This window comes from Streptomyces sp. NPDC030814 (genome assembly GCF_055572155.1).
The window spans coordinates 1-15,510 of the sequence record NZ_JBVIDX010000047.1 but is presented as its reverse complement, the minus strand read 5'-3'; the positions used below and the strand labels follow the sequence as shown (position 1 = coordinate 15,510).

Below are 15,510 nucleotides of genomic sequence, written 5' to 3'. Positions count from 1 at the left end.
AAGCCGGGCTGTCCGGCTCCCCTGGACCGCGCCCGGCCCCCGCTCGCGTGCAGGGCACGAGGGGCGGGAGCCGGGCGGATCAGGCAGCCGCCAGAGGTGGCGATGACGGCTGAGCGGGATGGCTCAGCGGGGGCGCTTGCGCTGCAGGTAGGCGTCCTGCAGCCGCGTGAACGACTCCCAGAGCCGCGCGCCCGCAGGGCAGTGGTCCTGGTCGGTGCACGTCGTGCAGGTGCTGCGGTGCGTCTGGTGGGCGCGATGCGCTGCCTGGTAGCGCTGGTACAGGTCGTCAGGCACGGGGTGCTCTTTCGTGGTGCCGGCGGGGCGGGTGAAGGTCGGTCACGCGGTGGCCCGCCTCCCACGCGGCCGCGGCTGCCATGGCGGCGGCCGCGAGCAGCAGACGGGCCAGCGGGTGATGGGAGCCGACCGCGGCGACGGCTCGGGCCGCACGCTGCTGTGCTGCCCGAGCCGCCTGTATGAGGTGAGCCGTCACAGCCCGAGAGCGCTGCAAGCGCCGCACAACCATGCGGTCGCCGGGGCGAGCCGTACAGCGGTGACGCCGAACCAGCCGCCGCAGTATTCGCACTGCATGCCGCCGCCCGTCATGACCGGACCGGACGCGCAGGCGGATGCGGGTGCCGCTCCGGGCGGGCAGTCACTGCCGCCGCACGACCACCGGCCGCAAAGCGGGCAAGCGTCGTCGGCCATCACCGGCCGGTGCAGGGTCAGCACCGGCTGACGCTCGTAGCCGGGCGCCATCTCCTGCAGCGTGCGCCGGGCCCGGCGCTCCGCCGGGACGCGGGCGTCGGCCTCGCGCACCATACGGGCCAGGAGTTCGCCGAGCTGGTGGTGCGCGGTGACCGAGCAGGGGCCGGAATGCCAGGTGCCGCACTGCCCACACGCGTACTCCGGGTTGGCGGCGGCCACTGTCGTGCGGGGTGCGGGTCGTGTCATGATCGCCGTGGTCAAGGGGACCTCCGTTGTCCGTTGACCGGACAGCCCCGGAGCTCTGACCTTCCGGGGCTGTCACCTTCTGACTGCAACGAACCCCCAGGAGCTGATCCTGGGGGTTCGTTGCGTGCGCGTCCTGCGCACTCCACCGCCAACCGCACCCATGCGGGCCGGTTGGCGATGGGCAGCACAGGGTTCAGTGAGTGCGCGCTGCGTACTGCTTGCCGAGCTCGGCCTGGCGCCGCTCGTGCGCCGCCACGTCCTGCGGCTCCAGCGGCACGCCACGGGCCCCGGCTGCCGGGGCCGCACCGGCCGGCACCAACGCACGCCGGGCGTCATCGACACGGGTCACGTCGCCTGCCACCCGGCGCCACTGCCGGGCGCGCGGCACGGGCGGCGTGGCTGCGGCCCGCAGCGCGCTCTCACGCTGCTCATGGGCCAGGCGCACCGAGGCGTCGGTGTGGCCCATGCGAATCTCCAGCTCGCGGCCGATGGGGCAGCGGGCCCGTCCTGTCTTGCACACCCCGCACACCGTGCGGTGCTCGTTGACGGCGTCCCGAGCCTGGGTCTGGGCGGCCAGCAGACGTGCGCTCGGGCCCGGCACCGACGCCACACGGTGCACCGGTGTCGGGACAACGGTCTGCGGCTTGCGGTTCACCCGGCCGCTGCGACGCCCCACCGCAGTTGCGTCAGCCTCAGCGACCTTGTCGGCCCACAGGGCGGCGTCCACATCGATGACGACCCGACGGTTACTGCCGGCCGTGCAACGGCGCGGATCGGCGGTCTTGGCCCGGCCCATGTGATGGGGCACCAGCTTCGGCGTCCCCAGCATGCCGGTGATCGGCACCCAGGTGGAGCAGTCCGGGCACACCATGTGCTCCTTGCCAGGAGTCAGGTCCAGTTCGTTGACCGCGAGGTCTGAGGCGATGATCGGCGGACGGTGGTTGACGTTCGTGGTGCGGGTCTTGCGGCGGCGCGTACGGGCCTGCCGCATCACGGGCGTTGTGCTCACTGGGGACTCCCTCGTGATCGGAGAGACAGGGCGCGTCGCGGTGCCCTCTCCGCCCGCCAGGCTGCACGGATCGATTCCGGCGTCCTGACGGACGGACAGCGCATCTGCGCTGCGACGTGCAGTGCAGGAGCACGCCAGCCAGGGGACTGGTCCGGGGGATTTGGTCGAACTATCAACCCCGGCCCTCCCCGTCAGGGGAAGGGCTACCTGCGTTCGACTCGGCATCCCGCCTTATCGACACACCTAACTTAGCTGATACAGTGGTGGCTATGTCAAGCAGCTCATCGATGAAGCTATGGAAGCTAGCTATGCCGAAGGAGTGGTCCTACGATGACCGTCATGAGCGACGAGGCGGTGCAGCCGTATCAACGAATTGTTCAGGACGTGCGAAACAAGATCCGCACCCGTGAGCTTGCGGCCGGCGCAAAGCTGCCGAGCACCCGTGAGCTGTCCGACGCGTATGGCGTGGCACCAGGCACCGTCCAGAGGGCGCTGACGGAGCTGCGAACGGCGGGATTGATCTACTCGCATCAGGGCCGTGGCAGCTTCGTCACCGAGGCAGCCAGTGAATCGGTTGAGGACTCGACCGCTCGGGCGCTGAGGAGGCTTGAAGAACAGGTAGCCGACCTCTCCCAGCGCCTGGCACGGATCGAGAAGGGGTGCAGCGCCTGACGCCCATTCCTGCGTCGCGTGGTCCATGTTCATCCCTCCCCTGCGGGCTTGATCTCGGTACCAAAGTTGTAAGCCCGACTGCCGTGGGAGTTCTAGATCAACCGTGTATCCAGCCGCCGGATACATGCAGTGGAGACACGGAAGGGACATCAAGTGAGTCAGCGGCAAGAGGCTTTGACGCCGGATCAGACACCCGAGCAGCGTTTCGCCTACACGCTTCGAGAGCTCCGGATCGCACGGCGCTACACCCTGCGTGGGCTGGCACAACAAGCCTTCATGTCGCACAGCAAGCTGCAGAAATGGGAGGACGGATCACGTTTCCCGAAGCATCGGCAAGAGGTCGCGTTAGTTGATTCGAAGCTCAACGCAGGCGGCATCCTTGTCGACTTGTGGGAGCGCGTCACCGGAGCTGTATCCGCGCCCACCCGTGTATCCGTTTCGACTCCCCTTGTATCCAATGCGTCGATCGGGCTGGCCATTGCTGGTGCCCAGCAGGCAGCGTCTGATCATGAGGGGACCTTTGTCCCCGCTCGTCTACAGGATGGATCGGTGGTGTTCGTGGCACTCGATCGACGCAACCTGCTCCGCGGTGGGGTGGGTGTCGGTGCTGCGGCTGCATTCGGCATAGGAGCGCCGACAGCCGCAGACGCAGCAGGCCTGCAGGGACTGAAACGGCCCGCACGGTCCGCTTCCGCCTACAGCGGCACCCCCATCGAGCACTTCAAACGCGCTCGCCGACTTCTGATCGACAGCGACAATCTTCTGGGCCCAGGGCGCGCCATCGCCACCGTGCGCGAGCACATTGAGGACATCAAGGTCTTGCGTCGTGACGCCAAAGGCAGCGACCGCCAGGCCCTGATGGAGCTGCAGACCCAGTACGCGGAGTTCGCCTCATGGCTCTACCAAGACTTGGGGGACTTCACCAGTGCTGAGTTCTGGCTTGACCGCGCCTTTCAGTGGAGTCACACCGTCGGTGACGCCGACCTGACTTCGTACGTGATGGCTCGCAAGGCGCAGCTCGCGGGGGAGAAGCGCGACTTGGTCGACGTCGTCGACCTCGCCGAGGCTGCGCAGCGCATGGCCCGCCCGCGCAGTCGTCTGGCAGCCGTTGCCCGCACCTACGAGGCCTACGGTCACGCCCTCCTGGGCGCCGACTCAGACAGCGAGCGAGCCATTGAGGACGTGCGCAACAGCCTCGACCGCGTCGCCAGCGACGCCACCCCTTGGGGCGTGTGGCTGACCGAGCAGTATGTCGATGTGCACCGAGCGCAAGGCCTGGAGGTGCTGGGCAAGCACTCCGAGGCTGCTGCCGTCTTCACCGCTGCTATCGAGGCCCTTCCGGAGGGCTACCACCGAGACCGAGGCGTGTACATGGCGCGCGCGGCCATCGCGCACGCTGGCGCCGACGCGCCCGAGCAGGCCGCTGCCGTCGGTTTGCAGGCCCTGACGGTCGCGACCGACACCGGGTCCGGCCGGATCATGCGAGAGCTGGTCCGGCTCGACAAGGCGCTGATCCCGTGGCAGCGCCAGCCCGAAGTCGCCGACTTCCGCGAGAGCTTCGCCCTCGCTGTCGCCCACGAAGCCTAGAAACGGATCCGAACTATGACTGCACGCCCCTACGTCCTCCTCTCGGCCGCTATGTCGGTCGACGGCTACCTCGACGACACCAGCTCCGACCGGCTGCGGCTGTCCAACGCAGAAGACTTCGACCGCGTCGACCAGGTCCGCGCGGAATCCGACGCCATTCTGATCGGCGCGAACACCATGCGGCTGGACAACCCTCGCTTGCTGGTCAATTCCGAGGAGCGGCGCGCGAAGCGCGTGGCTGACGGCAAGCCGGCCTATCCGCTGAAGGTCACCGTCACGGCGAGCGGTGAGCTGTCCGCCGATCTGAAGTTCTGGCACTTCGGGGGCGAAAAGCTGGTCATAACGGTGGACAGCGCAGTGGAGAAGGTGCGCAGCATCCTCGGTAGCCTGGCCGACGTCGTAAGCGTCGGCCCCGAGCTGGACTGGGGCCTGGTCCTTGATGCGCTCGGGCGCCGTGGTGTCGAGCGGCTCATGGTGGAGGGCGGTGGAACCATTCACACCCAACTGATGGCACAGAACCTCGCTGACGAAGTTCACCTAGCCATCGCTCCTCTGCTCGTGGGCCAGCCGGAAGCGGCGCGCTTCCTGGGTGCTGCCGACTTCCCTGGCGGATCCACGGCGCGCATGCGGGTCCTTGAAGTCCGTCCCATCGGCGACGTTGTGCTGATCCGATACGCGCCCAAGGACCGCTCTTGAAGCTGATCGAAGAGGGTGAGGGGACTCTGCGAATTCGAGCCCCGTAAAGCGAAGAGGCCCCGTCGCCACAACGGAGCCTCTTCCAAGTCCGACTCAACCGAGCTACCAACCCTTGAGTCGTGATCCGGTGAGGTGACCTCGCCGGGGTGATGCCCGTGGGCCGGCAGGCCCGCGCAGTCACCTATACCCAGAGTATGCGCAAGAGATTGCGCGCCGCCACTACTCCGGGTGTTCCGCTAGGTCACATCGCTGCTCGCGACTCCCCTAACTGGGGAGATGACTCCTTGTACAGCCAGCAACACCCGTCCGGCAGTAGCAGCCCTGTCGACGAATCGGGGCGCCTGACCGCAGCTCAGGCGCCTGTGAGCGGCGTTTCGGTCCCCCGGCACATGGGTGTCGGCAGTGACCTGGTCCATTCCCTCGACTACGTCGTGCTGCTGCAGGTCATGTTCAATCTCGCCTCCCGTGTGGAGTCCACCCCGCTCGGAGTCTGGAAGCAGCTCCAGGAGCGCGGCATCCGGTCCGCTAAGAACGCGCGGGAGCTGGTCGGCAAGAACGCCGTGTACGAGTCGTTCGCGCGGCTCCTGGAGGCCGGCTACGTGCGCCGGACGCAGCTGCCGCACCCGACCAAGCCCGGCCGCAAGGGACCGGTCGTGTACGAGGTCTACGACAACCCCGCGTGGAACCCGGACTGGGCTCCGAAGCCCGCGGAGGCAGTAGATCACGAGCAGGTAAAACCGCAGGTCGCAACGCTTCCCGGAACGCCGGAACCGGTGTTCCGGGAAGCAGGTAAAACCGCAGGTCAGAACGCTTCCCGGAACGCCGGAAGCGGTAACGACGGTTCCGGCGTTCCGGGAAGCGGTAATCGGCACGTTCCCGCAGGTCAGACCGCTTCCCTGGTTCCGGGAAACGGAATGGCCTCCCCCCCACACCCCCCGGAGGAGGAGGATTCCTCCTCCCCTACCCCTCACTCGCGCCCCACCGGGTCGCTCCCGTCACAGAGGGAGGAGGAGCCGGAGTTCTCTCCGGAGGAGATCACTGCGGCGGTCGACTTCCTGCAGCAGATGCAGCGGTGGCAGGCGGGTGCCGCCACGGCACGCAGCTGCGCGCCCAAGCTGGTGCGCACGATGCGCGAGCAGGGCTGGCCGTCCCTGGTGGGTGCCGATGCCGGGTACCTCGCCCTGCTCGAAGCCGAGGTTCTCAAGAACACCGGTGGCGCGGCGTCCTGGACGAAGTGCCTGCCGGGGTGGGTGCGGGACCTGCGCCGCTACGCGCTGGTGTGCCCGCAGGCCTCGCCAGCACCGGTCAGCAGCGCGCGGCCGGCTGCGGCGCGCAGCGTCATCGAGGCCTGCCTGGCATGCGATGAGTACGGCTGGCTCCTGGACGACGACGACTCCGGACCGCAGCGCCGCTGCACGCACCCCGAGGTCTCCCGCAACGACGTGGAGGTGGCCAAGTGACCACGCAGACCCTGGACCAGGAGCAGGGGCAGGCCGTGTCCGTGGACGCCGAGCGGCGCGCCCTGGGCGCCTGCCTGCTGGCGACCCCGGCCTATGACCCGGTGGCCGACGTGGCCCGCGCGGTGCGCGAGGGCGACTGGTACGAGCCCGCGCACGGCCTGGTGTGGTCGGCGGTTCAGCGGCTGCACGGGCACGGCCGCCCCACGGGCGTGCCCGCGGTGGAGGCCGAGCTGCGCAGCACCGGCAACCTTGAACGCGTCGGCGGCCCGGCCGGCCTTTCCCTGATCGCCAGCAGCGCCTGCTCCGCAGCCGAGGCCGGGCACTACGCCGACCTCGTGCACGGCTACGCCCAGGTCCGCCGCTACCAGGAAGCGCTGGTGCGCGGCATGCAGGGCGCCCGCATCGCTGACCCGCTGTCGGTACCGGAGACGATCGCGGCCCACCAGGCGGAGCTGGAGTACCTGACCGCCGACGACCAGGACGACACCTTCGAGCGGTTCGGCGACCAGCTGGACGCGCACCTGGACAGCCTGGCCGTGTCCGTCCCGCCGTCTGCCATCACCGGGTTCACCGACCTGGACTCCCTGATGAAGCTGATGCCCGGCCAGATGATCGTGGTGGCCGCGCGCCCGGCGATGGGCAAGAGCGCGTTCGCGCTCGGCGTGGCCGTCGCCAACGCCCGTGCGGGCGGGCCCACGCTGGTGCACAGCCTGGAGATGGGCCGCGCGGAGGTCAGCAACCGCATCCTGTCGGCGAGGGCGCGGGTGGCGTTCCACCACCTGCGCGACGGTGCCGACAGCCTGAAGCAGCAGGACTGGGACCGGCTCGACCGCTTCGTTCCAGAGCTGCGGGAGCTGCCGCTGTGGATGGACTACAGCGCCCGCGTCAGCCCCGCCCGCATCCGCTCCCGGATCAAGACCGTTGTCCGTGAGACCGGCCGCGCGCCGCTGGTGATCGTGGACTACCTGCAGCTGATGCAGACCGACCAGCGCAACAGCCGGCAGCAGGCCTACGAGCGCGTTACCGAGATCAGCCGCGAACTGAAGATCCTGGCTTCCGACACCGGGGCCGTGATCATCGCCCTGGCTCAGCTGAACCGCGGGCCCGAGCAGCGGCAGGACAAGCGCCCGCAGGTCAGCGACCTGCGCGACTCAGGCGCCCTGGAGCAGGACGCCGACAACATCATCCTGCTGCACCGCGAGGACTACTACGAGCCCGAGTCCGGGCGGGCCGGGGAGACGGATCTCATCGTGGCCAAGCACCGCAACGGGCCCACGACGACCGTGACCGTGGCCCACCAGTTCCACTACAGCCGTCTGCGCGACATGTCCGGTGAGGAAGAACCGGCCCACTAAGCGCCCTGGAGGCCGCTGTGCGGCGCGATCATGGCCCGGCCGGGCAACTTCCCCCGGCCCGGCAGTGATCGCCCCGCAGCGGCCCACACAGCCGATCATGAACGGAGGCCCCTGGTGGGCATCGTGGGAGACGGCCTGAACAAGGCCGTGCAGCAGGCATTCACCCGCCCCATCCCCAAGTCGGCCGGGGCGCAGATGCGCTACCTGGTCAAGCAGCTCAAAGGCACCCGCGCCGTGGCGCAGCAGCTCGGCATCTCGCAGCGCACCGTGGAGCGGTACGTCAAAGACGAGATCCGCCGGCCCCGCGCCGACCTCGCCCAGCGCCTGGCCGACGCCGTACGCGAGCGCTGGCAGCCGCGCGTGCGCGCTCAGGCCCGCAAGCAGGCGGCTGCCAGCACGGGCGTGGTCATTCACGTGCGGGCCCGGTTCGGCTTCACCGCCGCGCCCGGCACGTCCGACGACACCCGCATGCGGCACCTCACCCTCGCCCTGCCACCGGAGCACGCGGCCCGCCTGTTCAACGCCCAGGACGCGGGCGCCAGCGAGCAGCAGCTGCGCGACCTCGCGGGCCAGGCGCTCGGCGAGGTCTACTTCCGCGACGGCGGGCGCCGCGCCCACGGCCTGGAGGTCGAGTTCACCGACATCGAGCAACTCGAGTTCGACCTGTAAGCGGCTGCTGCCCGCCCCGCGACGGTAGTGAAAACGCTACCGTTTTCTCGACGACTACCGGCGGCTTGCCGGACTGAAAGGACCCAGCATGATCCGCGCCGGACGCCGACACCTGGTGCGCACCCTCGCCGACATCGCCGCGCAGCAGGGCATCGCCGTGCAGACCCTGCTCAACTCCGGCCGCCTGCAGGCCGAAGGGTTCCCCGCGCCGCTGGGCGCGGGCCGGACCCGGCTGTACGACGGCGAGCAGGTCGACGCCTACCTCGCCGGGCGCCCCGTGCCCGCGCTGCCGACGACGGACGACGACGAGGACCTGCTGGACCGTCAGGAGGCCGCTGCGCTGCGCGGGATGGACCCGGGCGCCTGGGACCGCCGGAAGAAGGACCCGGCCGTCAGCGAGCACCTGGTGCTCGTGGGCGGAGTCGAGCACTGGCCCCGCCACGTCGTGCGCGACCACACCCCCACGCCCCGCCGCCGCCCCGCCGCCAGCGGCGGGGGCCGTCCTGCGGGCGCCGGCGACCAGGTCCCGCGCGATCTGCTCCCGGCGCGCGTCGCGCAGCTCCTGGACGACGACCCCACCCTCACCGCGGCCGGGGTCACCGAGCAGCTCGGCGTGCACCGCAACACCGCACAGGCCGCACTGACCACCCTGCGCGCGGAGCGGATGGCCGACGTGATGGAGCAGCGCGGGGTCACGGCCCCGCAGGCCGCCGCCGCGCTCGGCTACCCGGCCGGACTGACCCGCCGCGCGGGCATCCGCGCCGCAGCCGTCCTGCGCGGCCGCCAGGCCCGCCCCTACCTCGCCGAGGTCACCCGCGCCCTGCACGCCCGCGGCTGGACCACCACCGACACCCCGCCGGCCGTCCAGCACCCGGAAGACGACGAGTGCGTCGCCGCGCTCGTCCTGGACGGCCCAGACGCGCCTGCTGCGGCCCTGGTTTGGTCCGAGCGGCACGGCTGGCGCACCTCGACCTCCCGCCGCCACCCGCTCGGCCGGGGCGCAGCCTGGCCCCCGCCCGGCCCCGGAGTGAGCCACCTCGCCACCGGCACCACCCCCGCCCCCATCGACGTTGTGAAGGCCCTGGAACACAGCGATTGAAGCCGCTGAGCGGAAAGTGGAATTGATCTGCCAGCGGGCAGCGCAAGGCAGCGTTCACCGTTCACCGACGAACGACCCCCTCCGTAAGTACCGTTGCCTGCATGGGAGAGCTGGGCATAGCCCTCATTGCCGCAGGAGCCGCGCTTGCTGGCAGCGCGCTCACGGGTTGGTTCACGATCGCGGCCGGACGACGCCAGGCAGCAGCGGCCCGGTATGCCGGCGACGAGCAGGCCCGTGCCGTAATCGACACAGTGAACCGGACCCTCGACGAGCAGCGGGCCGCCCGCGTTGAGACAGCCCGCCGACAGGTGTACACCCAGTACCTCATGGCCTGCGACACAGCACGAAACATGAGCCGGTTTCGTCTCGATTCGGCGGCGCATCGCAGGGCACTTGAGAACCTTGACACGCAACTCGGCCTCATCGAACTCGAAGGCCCCGACAGTGTGCACATGGCGGCGTCGGGCCTGAGGGAAGCCCTCCTGCATCTAGAAGATACGTTCGGCCGCCGACGCTCGCTGTCGGAACCTGAGTGGGGGCCCCCGGAGGAAGAGGCAGTACGACGCTCCGCAGACGCTCGCTGCGAATTCCTCGCCGCCACTCGGGCGGTCCTCCACAGCAGTCCATAGTTCTCGACGCCCTCGGGCGTCCTTGTCGGAGACGCGCAGGGTGCGCGACATGAACAGCGGTGCGGGAGCCTGACGGTTCTGTCGGGTGACTTGAACGACGACGACCCCGCCCTCACCGCGGCCGGGTTCACCGAGCAGCTCGGCGTGCACCGCAACACCGCACAGGCCGCACTGACCACCCTGCGCGCGGAGCGGATGGAGCTCTGGAACGCCCTTGTGTACGCCCTGGAGCCGTGGCGAGGCACACCCGGCCATGACGGCGACCGCTGGCGCCAGATCACCTGGACTGACGAAACGGCCCCCATCCGTGCCCGGCGCCGCGCAGCCCAGCGCCGGAATGGGCGGTTTCCAACCTGACGGGCGGTTGGATGGGCGAGCCCGGCGGTGGGGATGAAGGAAGCTCCTGGTAGATGGGTTTCGACAAGATGACCAGTCCGCTAGGAGCTTTTCCTTATCAAAACTCATGGGGACACTCCGCGAACCCGATTGATCGGGCCTTTGCGATGCCCTGCATAGACAGTCGGTTCGCCTCGCCGATATTCAAGTTGGCCTCCTCCCGTCCAGTTCCAGTATCCAGGCGCTCGGCAGCCATTTCAGTCTGTTTTATCGAGGCGTACATTAGGGATCGGGATTCAGCTATCTCCGCCTCCTTGTCGCTTCCTGGAGGGATATCAATGGCCTCCCAATCTTGAAGGATGGCGGTAAGTACCTCGTTCTTCTTCCGAAGGTAGGCGGCATAGGCGATCGGCTCACCACCCTGCCATGGCCCCTTCCCCAATTCGGCATAAGAGGGGCTGTGCTTGGAGCAGGCTCGATCAGATGCTGCGATGTATGCAGCGAATGCCTCTTTCGTGCGCTCTGTCGTACGCCGCTCCAGCTCATCGTCGCCAAAAAGGATTACATAGCATGCAGCTAGCAGCCCTAATATGGCGACGGCTGTGCCAATTCGGTCCCTCGTCCAATATCTCCCGCTCGTCTCCGGCGGTCGCTCATCGGTTGTCACGCGGGGCCTCATGATCCAATTGATGTCGTGTTGTCAACGATGGTATGCACCGGGCTGCCCGTTAGGGCACGCGAGCAGTAGACAGGGTGACAAACTCCTTGGGAAAGCCCCAAAGTGCGCCCCCTGTTGTTGAAGGAGAGGCAGGAGATGCAGGGGAAAATGGAGTGGCAACTACCCACTTGGCAGCCGGGCAGGAGGCGGGCTGTTGCGTTGGTGCGGTGCCGCTAAGAATCTTGGTTCGTCTGTTCACGCGGGCGGCTTCTCGGGCCTCTCATCCATGGACGGCTGATCCGTCCGCCGTAGGACGAGAGGATGGGGTGCGATGGATGTGGTCACTGTGGTGGGGGTCGCGGGTCCGGTGTTTGCCGGCGTGCTTGCCGCGTACTTCCGCTACCGGGTGCTGCACGCTCGGGCGGCCCGCAGGCACCTGGCCGAGGTGACGCGGGCGGCGGGGCCAGGTGGGCAGGTGTGCCTGACCGAGCGGCGGCCTGGGCGGTACGTGCGGCTCACCGTGAGCCGCCGTGGAGGTGAGGGGGACGAGGCAGCGTGACGACTTCGGGGGAGCCCACGGACACTGACCCGCCGGTGGACCTGTCCGTCGGCGGGGTCGAGGACCGGGCCGCGGAACGTGCTGCCGTCGACGCGGAGTTCTCCGCCTTCTACCGGGCCGACTTCCCGCGTCTGGTCGGGTTCCTCATCCTGGTAGGCGCCGGTCGGGAGGACGCACTTGACGCCGCGCAGGAGACGATGCGCACGCTGCACCAGAAGTGGGGCCAGGTACGCCACCCCCAGGCGTGGGCGCGTACGACGGCCCGCCGGGCGCTGATCCGCGCGCTCGCCTCCCTCCGGGAGGAGGTCATCGGGGAGCCGCCGGAACCAGCTGCTGCGGCTCTGGTGGGGGACCAGGTCATGTGGGAATCACTGGAATACGACGAGGTGTTGGCCATCCTGCGGGAGCTGCCTCCTTGCCAGCGGCAGGCGCTGGCTCTGACGTTCGATGAATTCAGTCCGGCGGAGATCGCACAGATCCTGGACGTGCCCGCGACTCAGGTGCGGGGCAACCTCGCCCGCGCTCGCCAGACCGCGGTGACAGTGCTCGGGAAGCGGAAGGGGGAACGCCAGTGACCACTCACAGGGACGAGCCTGGGCCCGCCGACCCGACCGACCGTGAGCTGACGCGGCACCATGAGGCGTTCACAGCGAAGATCGAAGCTGGGCTGGATGTCGAAGCCGGCCTGCGCGACATCCTGTTCCAGTCCCGGCATGAAGCGTTCACGGCGAAGGTTGAGACCGCTCTGGACGTGGAAGCCGGCCTGCGCGACATCCTCACACCTCCTACCAACCAGATGCCCCCCAGCACCCCTCCTGCCGTAGCCCCGCCTGTCGCCAATACAGCCCCGGGCAGTAGCAGGTGGCAGGCCAGTGCGGCCCAGCGGCTGAAGCTGCGCAGCAACCCCCGCGTGGCGGCTGCGAGCCGCGTGCTGCATGACGTAGGGAAATGGGCCAGCAGCTCCCACCGTGCCTTCGCCCGCGACCGCGCCCGCGCCCGCGCCCGCGCCAGCGACCTCGCCCGCGACCTCGAACATGCCCTCGAACGCGCCCTCTGGCTCCACCCCGACCTGGCCCGCGACCTCGACCTCGACCGCAGCCTCGAACTTGCCCGCCCTCTCATCCGCGCCTTTGCTCTGACCCGCGACCTCGGCCTGGCCCGCTTCCACGGCCTGGCCGGCCACCCCGATCCCAAACTGGCCAGCGCCCGCGACCGCGCCCTCAATCTCACCCTCGACCTCGGCCCCGGTCCCGACCTGGCCCGCGCCCGCGACCTGGCCGACGACCTGGCCCGCGCCCTCGACCGAGCCTTCGACGTGGCCCGCGACCTCGACCGCGGCCTTGCCCGCGCCCGCGCCAGCGCCAGAGCCGCCCTCGCCCGCGCCCGCGCCCTCGCCAGCGACCTCGCCCGCGACCTCGACCGCGCCCTCGCCAGCGACCTCGTCCGCGTCCGATACCGGTGCCTGCAGATCATCAATGACGAGTACACGCAGGCCGTCGGCGCGCCGGTGGCAGTGGACGAGGAATCCCTGGCGAGTTTCATGGACGACTTCACCACGGACGACCTCAGCAACGCGGATGTACGCGAGGACGACATCAAGCTGACCGGAGTCAGGTGGTCGGACCGCACCACATGGCCCGCTTCCACCGACATCTACCGTCTCAAGCGGCGTTCCGATCGTCAGGAAGACGGATCCTGGATCATCCGTCCCGGCACCGGGAACGTACGCGAGAACACCCTCACTTGACCGTCTGCGACGTCCTGCTCGGCCGGGGCGCAGCCTGGCCGCCACCCGGCCCCGGGGTGCGCCATCTCGCCACCGGCACCACCCCTGCCCCCGCCGACCTCATGAGGGCCCTGGAGAGCACCAGCTGACCCACCCCCGCCGCACGCGCTGATCCGGCCCGGGCCCCCAGGATGCCCCCTGGGGCCCGCGCCATGCCCAGGGAAGGCAGCGACGGGGCGGCGCAGCACGGGCGTCCTGGGGCGCAGCAGGGGACCGCTGAACGTCTTTCCTGCGCTGTAGCCGCGGGCCGGGGCCCGGCCGCCGCGCCGCCGGGGCGTGTCTGGGGTGCTGCGCACCCCAGACCGCGCGCTGCGCGCGCTCACGCCTGGGTGGGCGCCAGGGCGCCGGGCCGCTGCGCGACCCGGCCGCGCGCTGCGCCCGCTCGCCCTGCCCCCACCCTCGCCGGGCCCGCTGCGCGGCCTTCCGGCGGCCTGCCCGGTACCGGGGCAGACGCTGCGCGTTGCCCCGCCGTCTGCGACGGCCGGACAGGCAGATCCGAACCGCTGCGCGGTGCGGATAGGCGGCACGGCAGCCGGGCCCCGGCCCGCCACTCCAGCGCGTTGACCTGCGGAAACGCTTTGATCAGTAGCTAAATTGCGGTACACTTTTCTTGTTGGTCGGCGGTGGCAGTCGATCAACACCAAAGACCCTCACGCCCTGAAAGGGGACACCCATGTCCGCTGCATTCGCGCTCGTTCTCCGCCCCGACTCCTCTTTCACCGTCATCGAATGGCACAGCACCGGTGACAACCTCAACACCCTTTACCGCGAAATCGGCTGCACCAGCATCGACGTCGTCGACCTTTCGTCCAAGGTTTCCATGTGGCTGGACGACGAAGGGATGCTCAAGAACTCCCCCGTCAACTACCCGGCAATTCAGCTCTACGCCATTACCGCACCCGTTCACCAGGCCTACCACGGCACCGCCGTATTCACCGGCGGCCCCGACGCCAAGGGCGACACCAAGGGCCTCACCCTCGACCAGTGCCACGCCCTTCTGACGATGGCGGGAATCTACGTCCCGACCGTTCCGGACCCGCGCACCAACTGACGCAGTAAAGGCGGTGGGAGGCCCGCAAAAGCCTCCCACCCCGCTCTTTTGCCAACCTCCTTTCCGCGCGCAGGCCGGCCTGAGTTGAGCGCCCATCGAGGCCGCTCCTCCGCCCCCAGCCGCGCGCCCGCCCCACCAGAGGACGAATGATCCCGGTCAAGTGCACCGAGCTGCAGCGCGCCGCCTACACCCGCGCCATCATCGACCAGTGGAACGCCGCCACGGCCGACCAGAGGCAACGCGGACTCCAGTGGTACGCCACGGCTCACGAATTCGCCGCAGACATCGCAGCAGGAGACACCCACAAAGGCGCAGGGGTCCTGGCTGCTCTCTCCGCCAACAAGTCATGGGCCGAGAATTGCAGGCTCGCCCGTAAGGCATTCGCCGAAGGGAGCGCGAGCGGACACGTCCGCGACGCAATCACCAAGGCAAACCGAATCCTGGCGGGAACCGACCCGAGTGAAGTTCTGCCCATGCACATCAAAACGGGATTCTTCTACCTGTGCATTGCGGACCCGGAACACCCTGACGCCGTTGTGATCGATCGCCACGCACACGACATTGCCGTGCGCCAAATCTACGGCCAGCGGGACCGAGGCTTGGGTGCGGTTGGCCGCTACAATCTGCTCGCCGACTGCTACCGCACTGCAGCGCGGCAAATCGGGGAAGTCCCAAGCAAAGTCCAGGCCGTTACCTGGGTGGCTCACATCGAGCGCAAGCGGTAAACAGAGAACCCGCCCCCTGGGCTACGCCACCGTTCGGGATGCTACCCAGTGCACCACATGATGCACCCAGCAGTGGTGTGCATGCATCATCACCCCCTGACGGGTTTCGGTTGGACTGATTCTCGACGCGTGACGTCCGGGAGTAAGCTACGCTCGTAGCCGTTCCGTTAATCTGACGGCGGGTCACGGCGGGTCGATTCCACAGGGTAGGAAGTCGCCCCCGGCCCCCTGCTTCTGGTGGTGGCTGGTGTGGGTGGCCGGCCCCGGC

At 69.0% G+C, this 15,510-nt stretch carries 19 protein-coding genes; 15 read left to right on the top strand and 4 right to left on the bottom strand.

The window, feature by feature from the left end; all coding sequences use genetic code 11:
• Positions 1 to 123: 123 nt before the first annotated feature.
• The 3 genes from ACZ43N_RS41860 to ACZ43N_RS41850 form a co-directional block, all read right to left on the bottom strand.
• Entirely contained in the window at positions 124 to 294 is a 171-nt protein-coding gene (locus tag ACZ43N_RS41860; protein ID WP_468105011.1) for a hypothetical protein, read from the bottom strand.
• Between the two features lie 192 nt (positions 295 to 486).
• On the bottom strand, positions 487 to 951 hold the full coding sequence (locus ACZ43N_RS41855; protein ID WP_468105009.1) for a hypothetical protein: 465 nt from the start codon (positions 949 to 951) through the stop codon (positions 487 to 489).
• Positions 952 to 1,144: 193 nt separating this feature from the next.
• On the bottom strand, positions 1,145 to 1,960 hold the full coding sequence (locus ACZ43N_RS41850; protein WP_468105007.1) for a hypothetical protein: 816 nt from the start codon (positions 1,958 to 1,960) through the stop codon (positions 1,145 to 1,147).
• A 339-nt stretch (positions 1,961 to 2,299) separates the two neighbouring features.
• On the opposite strand from ACZ43N_RS41850, the gene ACZ43N_RS41845 reads away from it, so the two are divergent.
• The 9 genes from ACZ43N_RS41845 (at position 2,300) to ACZ43N_RS41805 (ending at position 10,484) form a co-directional block, all read left to right on the top strand.
• Positions 2,300 to 2,632 (top strand): GntR family transcriptional regulator, encoded by a 333-nt coding sequence (locus ACZ43N_RS41845; protein WP_468105005.1) that lies wholly within the window; start codon positions 2,300 to 2,302, stop codon positions 2,630 to 2,632.
• Between the two features lie 153 nt (positions 2,633 to 2,785).
• Positions 2,786 to 4,219 (top strand): helix-turn-helix domain-containing protein, encoded by a 1,434-nt coding sequence (locus ACZ43N_RS41840; RefSeq protein WP_468105003.1) that lies wholly within the window; start codon positions 2,786 to 2,788, stop codon positions 4,217 to 4,219.
• Between the two features lie 15 nt (positions 4,220 to 4,234).
• Positions 4,235 to 4,915, top strand: a complete 681-nt coding sequence (locus tag ACZ43N_RS41835; protein WP_468105001.1) for a RibD family protein — start codon at positions 4,235 to 4,237, stop codon at positions 4,913 to 4,915.
• Between the two features lie 389 nt (positions 4,916 to 5,304).
• Entirely contained in the window at positions 5,305 to 6,375 is a 1,071-nt protein-coding gene (locus ACZ43N_RS41830; RefSeq protein WP_468104999.1) for a hypothetical protein, read from the top strand.
• A complete protein-coding gene (locus tag ACZ43N_RS41825; RefSeq protein WP_468104997.1) occupies positions 6,372 to 7,730 on the top strand; it encodes a replicative DNA helicase in 1,359 nt (452 codons plus the stop codon). The genes ACZ43N_RS41830 and ACZ43N_RS41825 overlap by 4 nt, the downstream gene beginning before the upstream one ends.
• 114 nt (positions 7,731 to 7,844) lie before the next feature.
• Complete coding sequence (gene tpg / locus ACZ43N_RS41820) at positions 7,845 to 8,399, top strand: telomere-protecting terminal protein Tpg (protein ID WP_468104995.1); 555 nt, start codon at positions 7,845 to 7,847, stop codon at positions 8,397 to 8,399.
• A gap of 88 nt (positions 8,400 to 8,487) precedes the next feature.
• Positions 8,488 to 9,498, top strand: coding sequence for a DUF6292 family protein (locus tag ACZ43N_RS41815; RefSeq protein ID WP_468104993.1), 1,011 nt, complete (start codon positions 8,488 to 8,490; stop codon positions 9,496 to 9,498).
• A gap of 101 nt (positions 9,499 to 9,599) precedes the next feature.
• Positions 9,600 to 10,127 carry a hypothetical protein gene (locus ACZ43N_RS41810; protein ID WP_468104991.1) on the top strand — a complete coding sequence of 176 codons (528 nt, stop codon included), beginning with the start codon at positions 9,600 to 9,602 and terminating at the stop codon, positions 10,125 to 10,127.
• 90 nt (positions 10,128 to 10,217) lie between these two features.
• Complete coding sequence (locus ACZ43N_RS41805; protein ID WP_468104989.1) at positions 10,218 to 10,484, top strand: hypothetical protein; 267 nt, start codon at positions 10,218 to 10,220, stop codon at positions 10,482 to 10,484.
• Positions 10,485 to 10,581: 97 nt separating this feature from the next.
• Here the strand turns inward: ACZ43N_RS41805 and ACZ43N_RS41800 are convergent, their stop codons facing one another.
• A complete protein-coding gene (locus ACZ43N_RS41800; RefSeq protein ID WP_468104987.1) occupies positions 10,582 to 11,130 on the bottom strand; it encodes a hypothetical protein in 549 nt (182 codons plus the stop codon).
• 322 nt (positions 11,131 to 11,452) lie between these two features.
• On the opposite strand from ACZ43N_RS41800, the gene ACZ43N_RS41795 reads away from it, so the two are divergent.
• The 6 genes from ACZ43N_RS41795 (at position 11,453) to ACZ43N_RS41770 (ending at position 15,242) form a co-directional block, all read left to right on the top strand.
• Entirely contained in the window at positions 11,453 to 11,680 is a 228-nt protein-coding gene (locus ACZ43N_RS41795) for a hypothetical protein (protein ID WP_468104986.1), read from the top strand.
• The gene (locus ACZ43N_RS41790; RefSeq protein WP_468104984.1) at positions 11,677 to 12,255 is read left to right on the top strand and encodes an RNA polymerase sigma factor; all 579 of its coding nucleotides are present in this window, start codon (positions 11,677 to 11,679) and stop codon (positions 12,253 to 12,255) included. Before ACZ43N_RS41795 ends, ACZ43N_RS41790 begins: the two co-directional genes overlap by 4 nt.
• Positions 12,252 to 13,427 carry a hypothetical protein gene (locus tag ACZ43N_RS41785; protein WP_468104982.1) on the top strand — a complete coding sequence of 392 codons (1,176 nt, stop codon included), beginning with the start codon at positions 12,252 to 12,254 and terminating at the stop codon, positions 13,425 to 13,427. The genes ACZ43N_RS41790 and ACZ43N_RS41785 overlap by 4 nt, the downstream gene beginning before the upstream one ends.
• Positions 13,424 to 13,555 carry a hypothetical protein gene (locus tag ACZ43N_RS41780; RefSeq protein ID WP_468104980.1) on the top strand — a complete coding sequence of 44 codons (132 nt, stop codon included), beginning with the start codon at positions 13,424 to 13,426 and terminating at the stop codon, positions 13,553 to 13,555. The genes ACZ43N_RS41785 and ACZ43N_RS41780 overlap by 4 nt, the downstream gene beginning before the upstream one ends.
• 584 nt (positions 13,556 to 14,139) lie before the next feature.
• The gene (locus ACZ43N_RS41775) at positions 14,140 to 14,517 is read left to right on the top strand and encodes a DUF3846 domain-containing protein (protein WP_468104978.1); all 378 of its coding nucleotides are present in this window, start codon (positions 14,140 to 14,142) and stop codon (positions 14,515 to 14,517) included.
• Positions 14,518 to 14,663: 146 nt separating this feature from the next.
• Positions 14,664 to 15,242, top strand: a complete 579-nt coding sequence (locus ACZ43N_RS41770) for a DUF7178 family protein (RefSeq protein WP_468104976.1) — start codon at positions 14,664 to 14,666, stop codon at positions 15,240 to 15,242.
• The last annotated feature ends 268 nt before the right edge of the window (positions 15,243 to 15,510 follow it).

What these genes read in the sequence shown, in the direction of transcription:
- ACZ43N_RS41830 (WP_468104999.1), top strand. Translation starts at nt 5,305, where the DNA reads ATGGGTGTCGGCAGTGACCTGGTCCATTCCCTCGACTACGTCGTGCTG.
- ACZ43N_RS41795 (WP_468104986.1), top strand. Translation starts at nt 11,453, where the DNA reads ATGGATGTGGTCACTGTGGTGGGGGTCGCGGGTCCGGTGTTTGCCGGC.
- ACZ43N_RS41810 (WP_468104991.1), top strand. Translation starts at nt 9,600, where the DNA reads ATGGGAGAGCTGGGCATAGCCCTCATTGCCGCAGGAGCCGCGCTTGCT.
- ACZ43N_RS41845 (WP_468105005.1), top strand. Translation starts at nt 2,300, where the DNA reads ATGAGCGACGAGGCGGTGCAGCCGTATCAACGAATTGTTCAGGACGTG.
- ACZ43N_RS41775 (WP_468104978.1), top strand. Translation starts at nt 14,140, where the DNA reads ATGTCCGCTGCATTCGCGCTCGTTCTCCGCCCCGACTCCTCTTTCACC.
- ACZ43N_RS41770 (WP_468104976.1), top strand. Translation starts at nt 14,664, where the DNA reads ATGATCCCGGTCAAGTGCACCGAGCTGCAGCGCGCCGCCTACACCCGC.
- ACZ43N_RS41815 (WP_468104993.1), top strand. Translation starts at nt 8,488, where the DNA reads ATGATCCGCGCCGGACGCCGACACCTGGTGCGCACCCTCGCCGACATC.
- ACZ43N_RS41835 (WP_468105001.1), top strand. Translation starts at nt 4,235, where the DNA reads ATGACTGCACGCCCCTACGTCCTCCTCTCGGCCGCTATGTCGGTCGAC.
- ACZ43N_RS41855 (WP_468105009.1), bottom strand. Translation starts at nt 951, where the DNA reads ATGACACGACCCGCACCCCGCACGACAGTGGCCGCCGCCAACCCGGAG.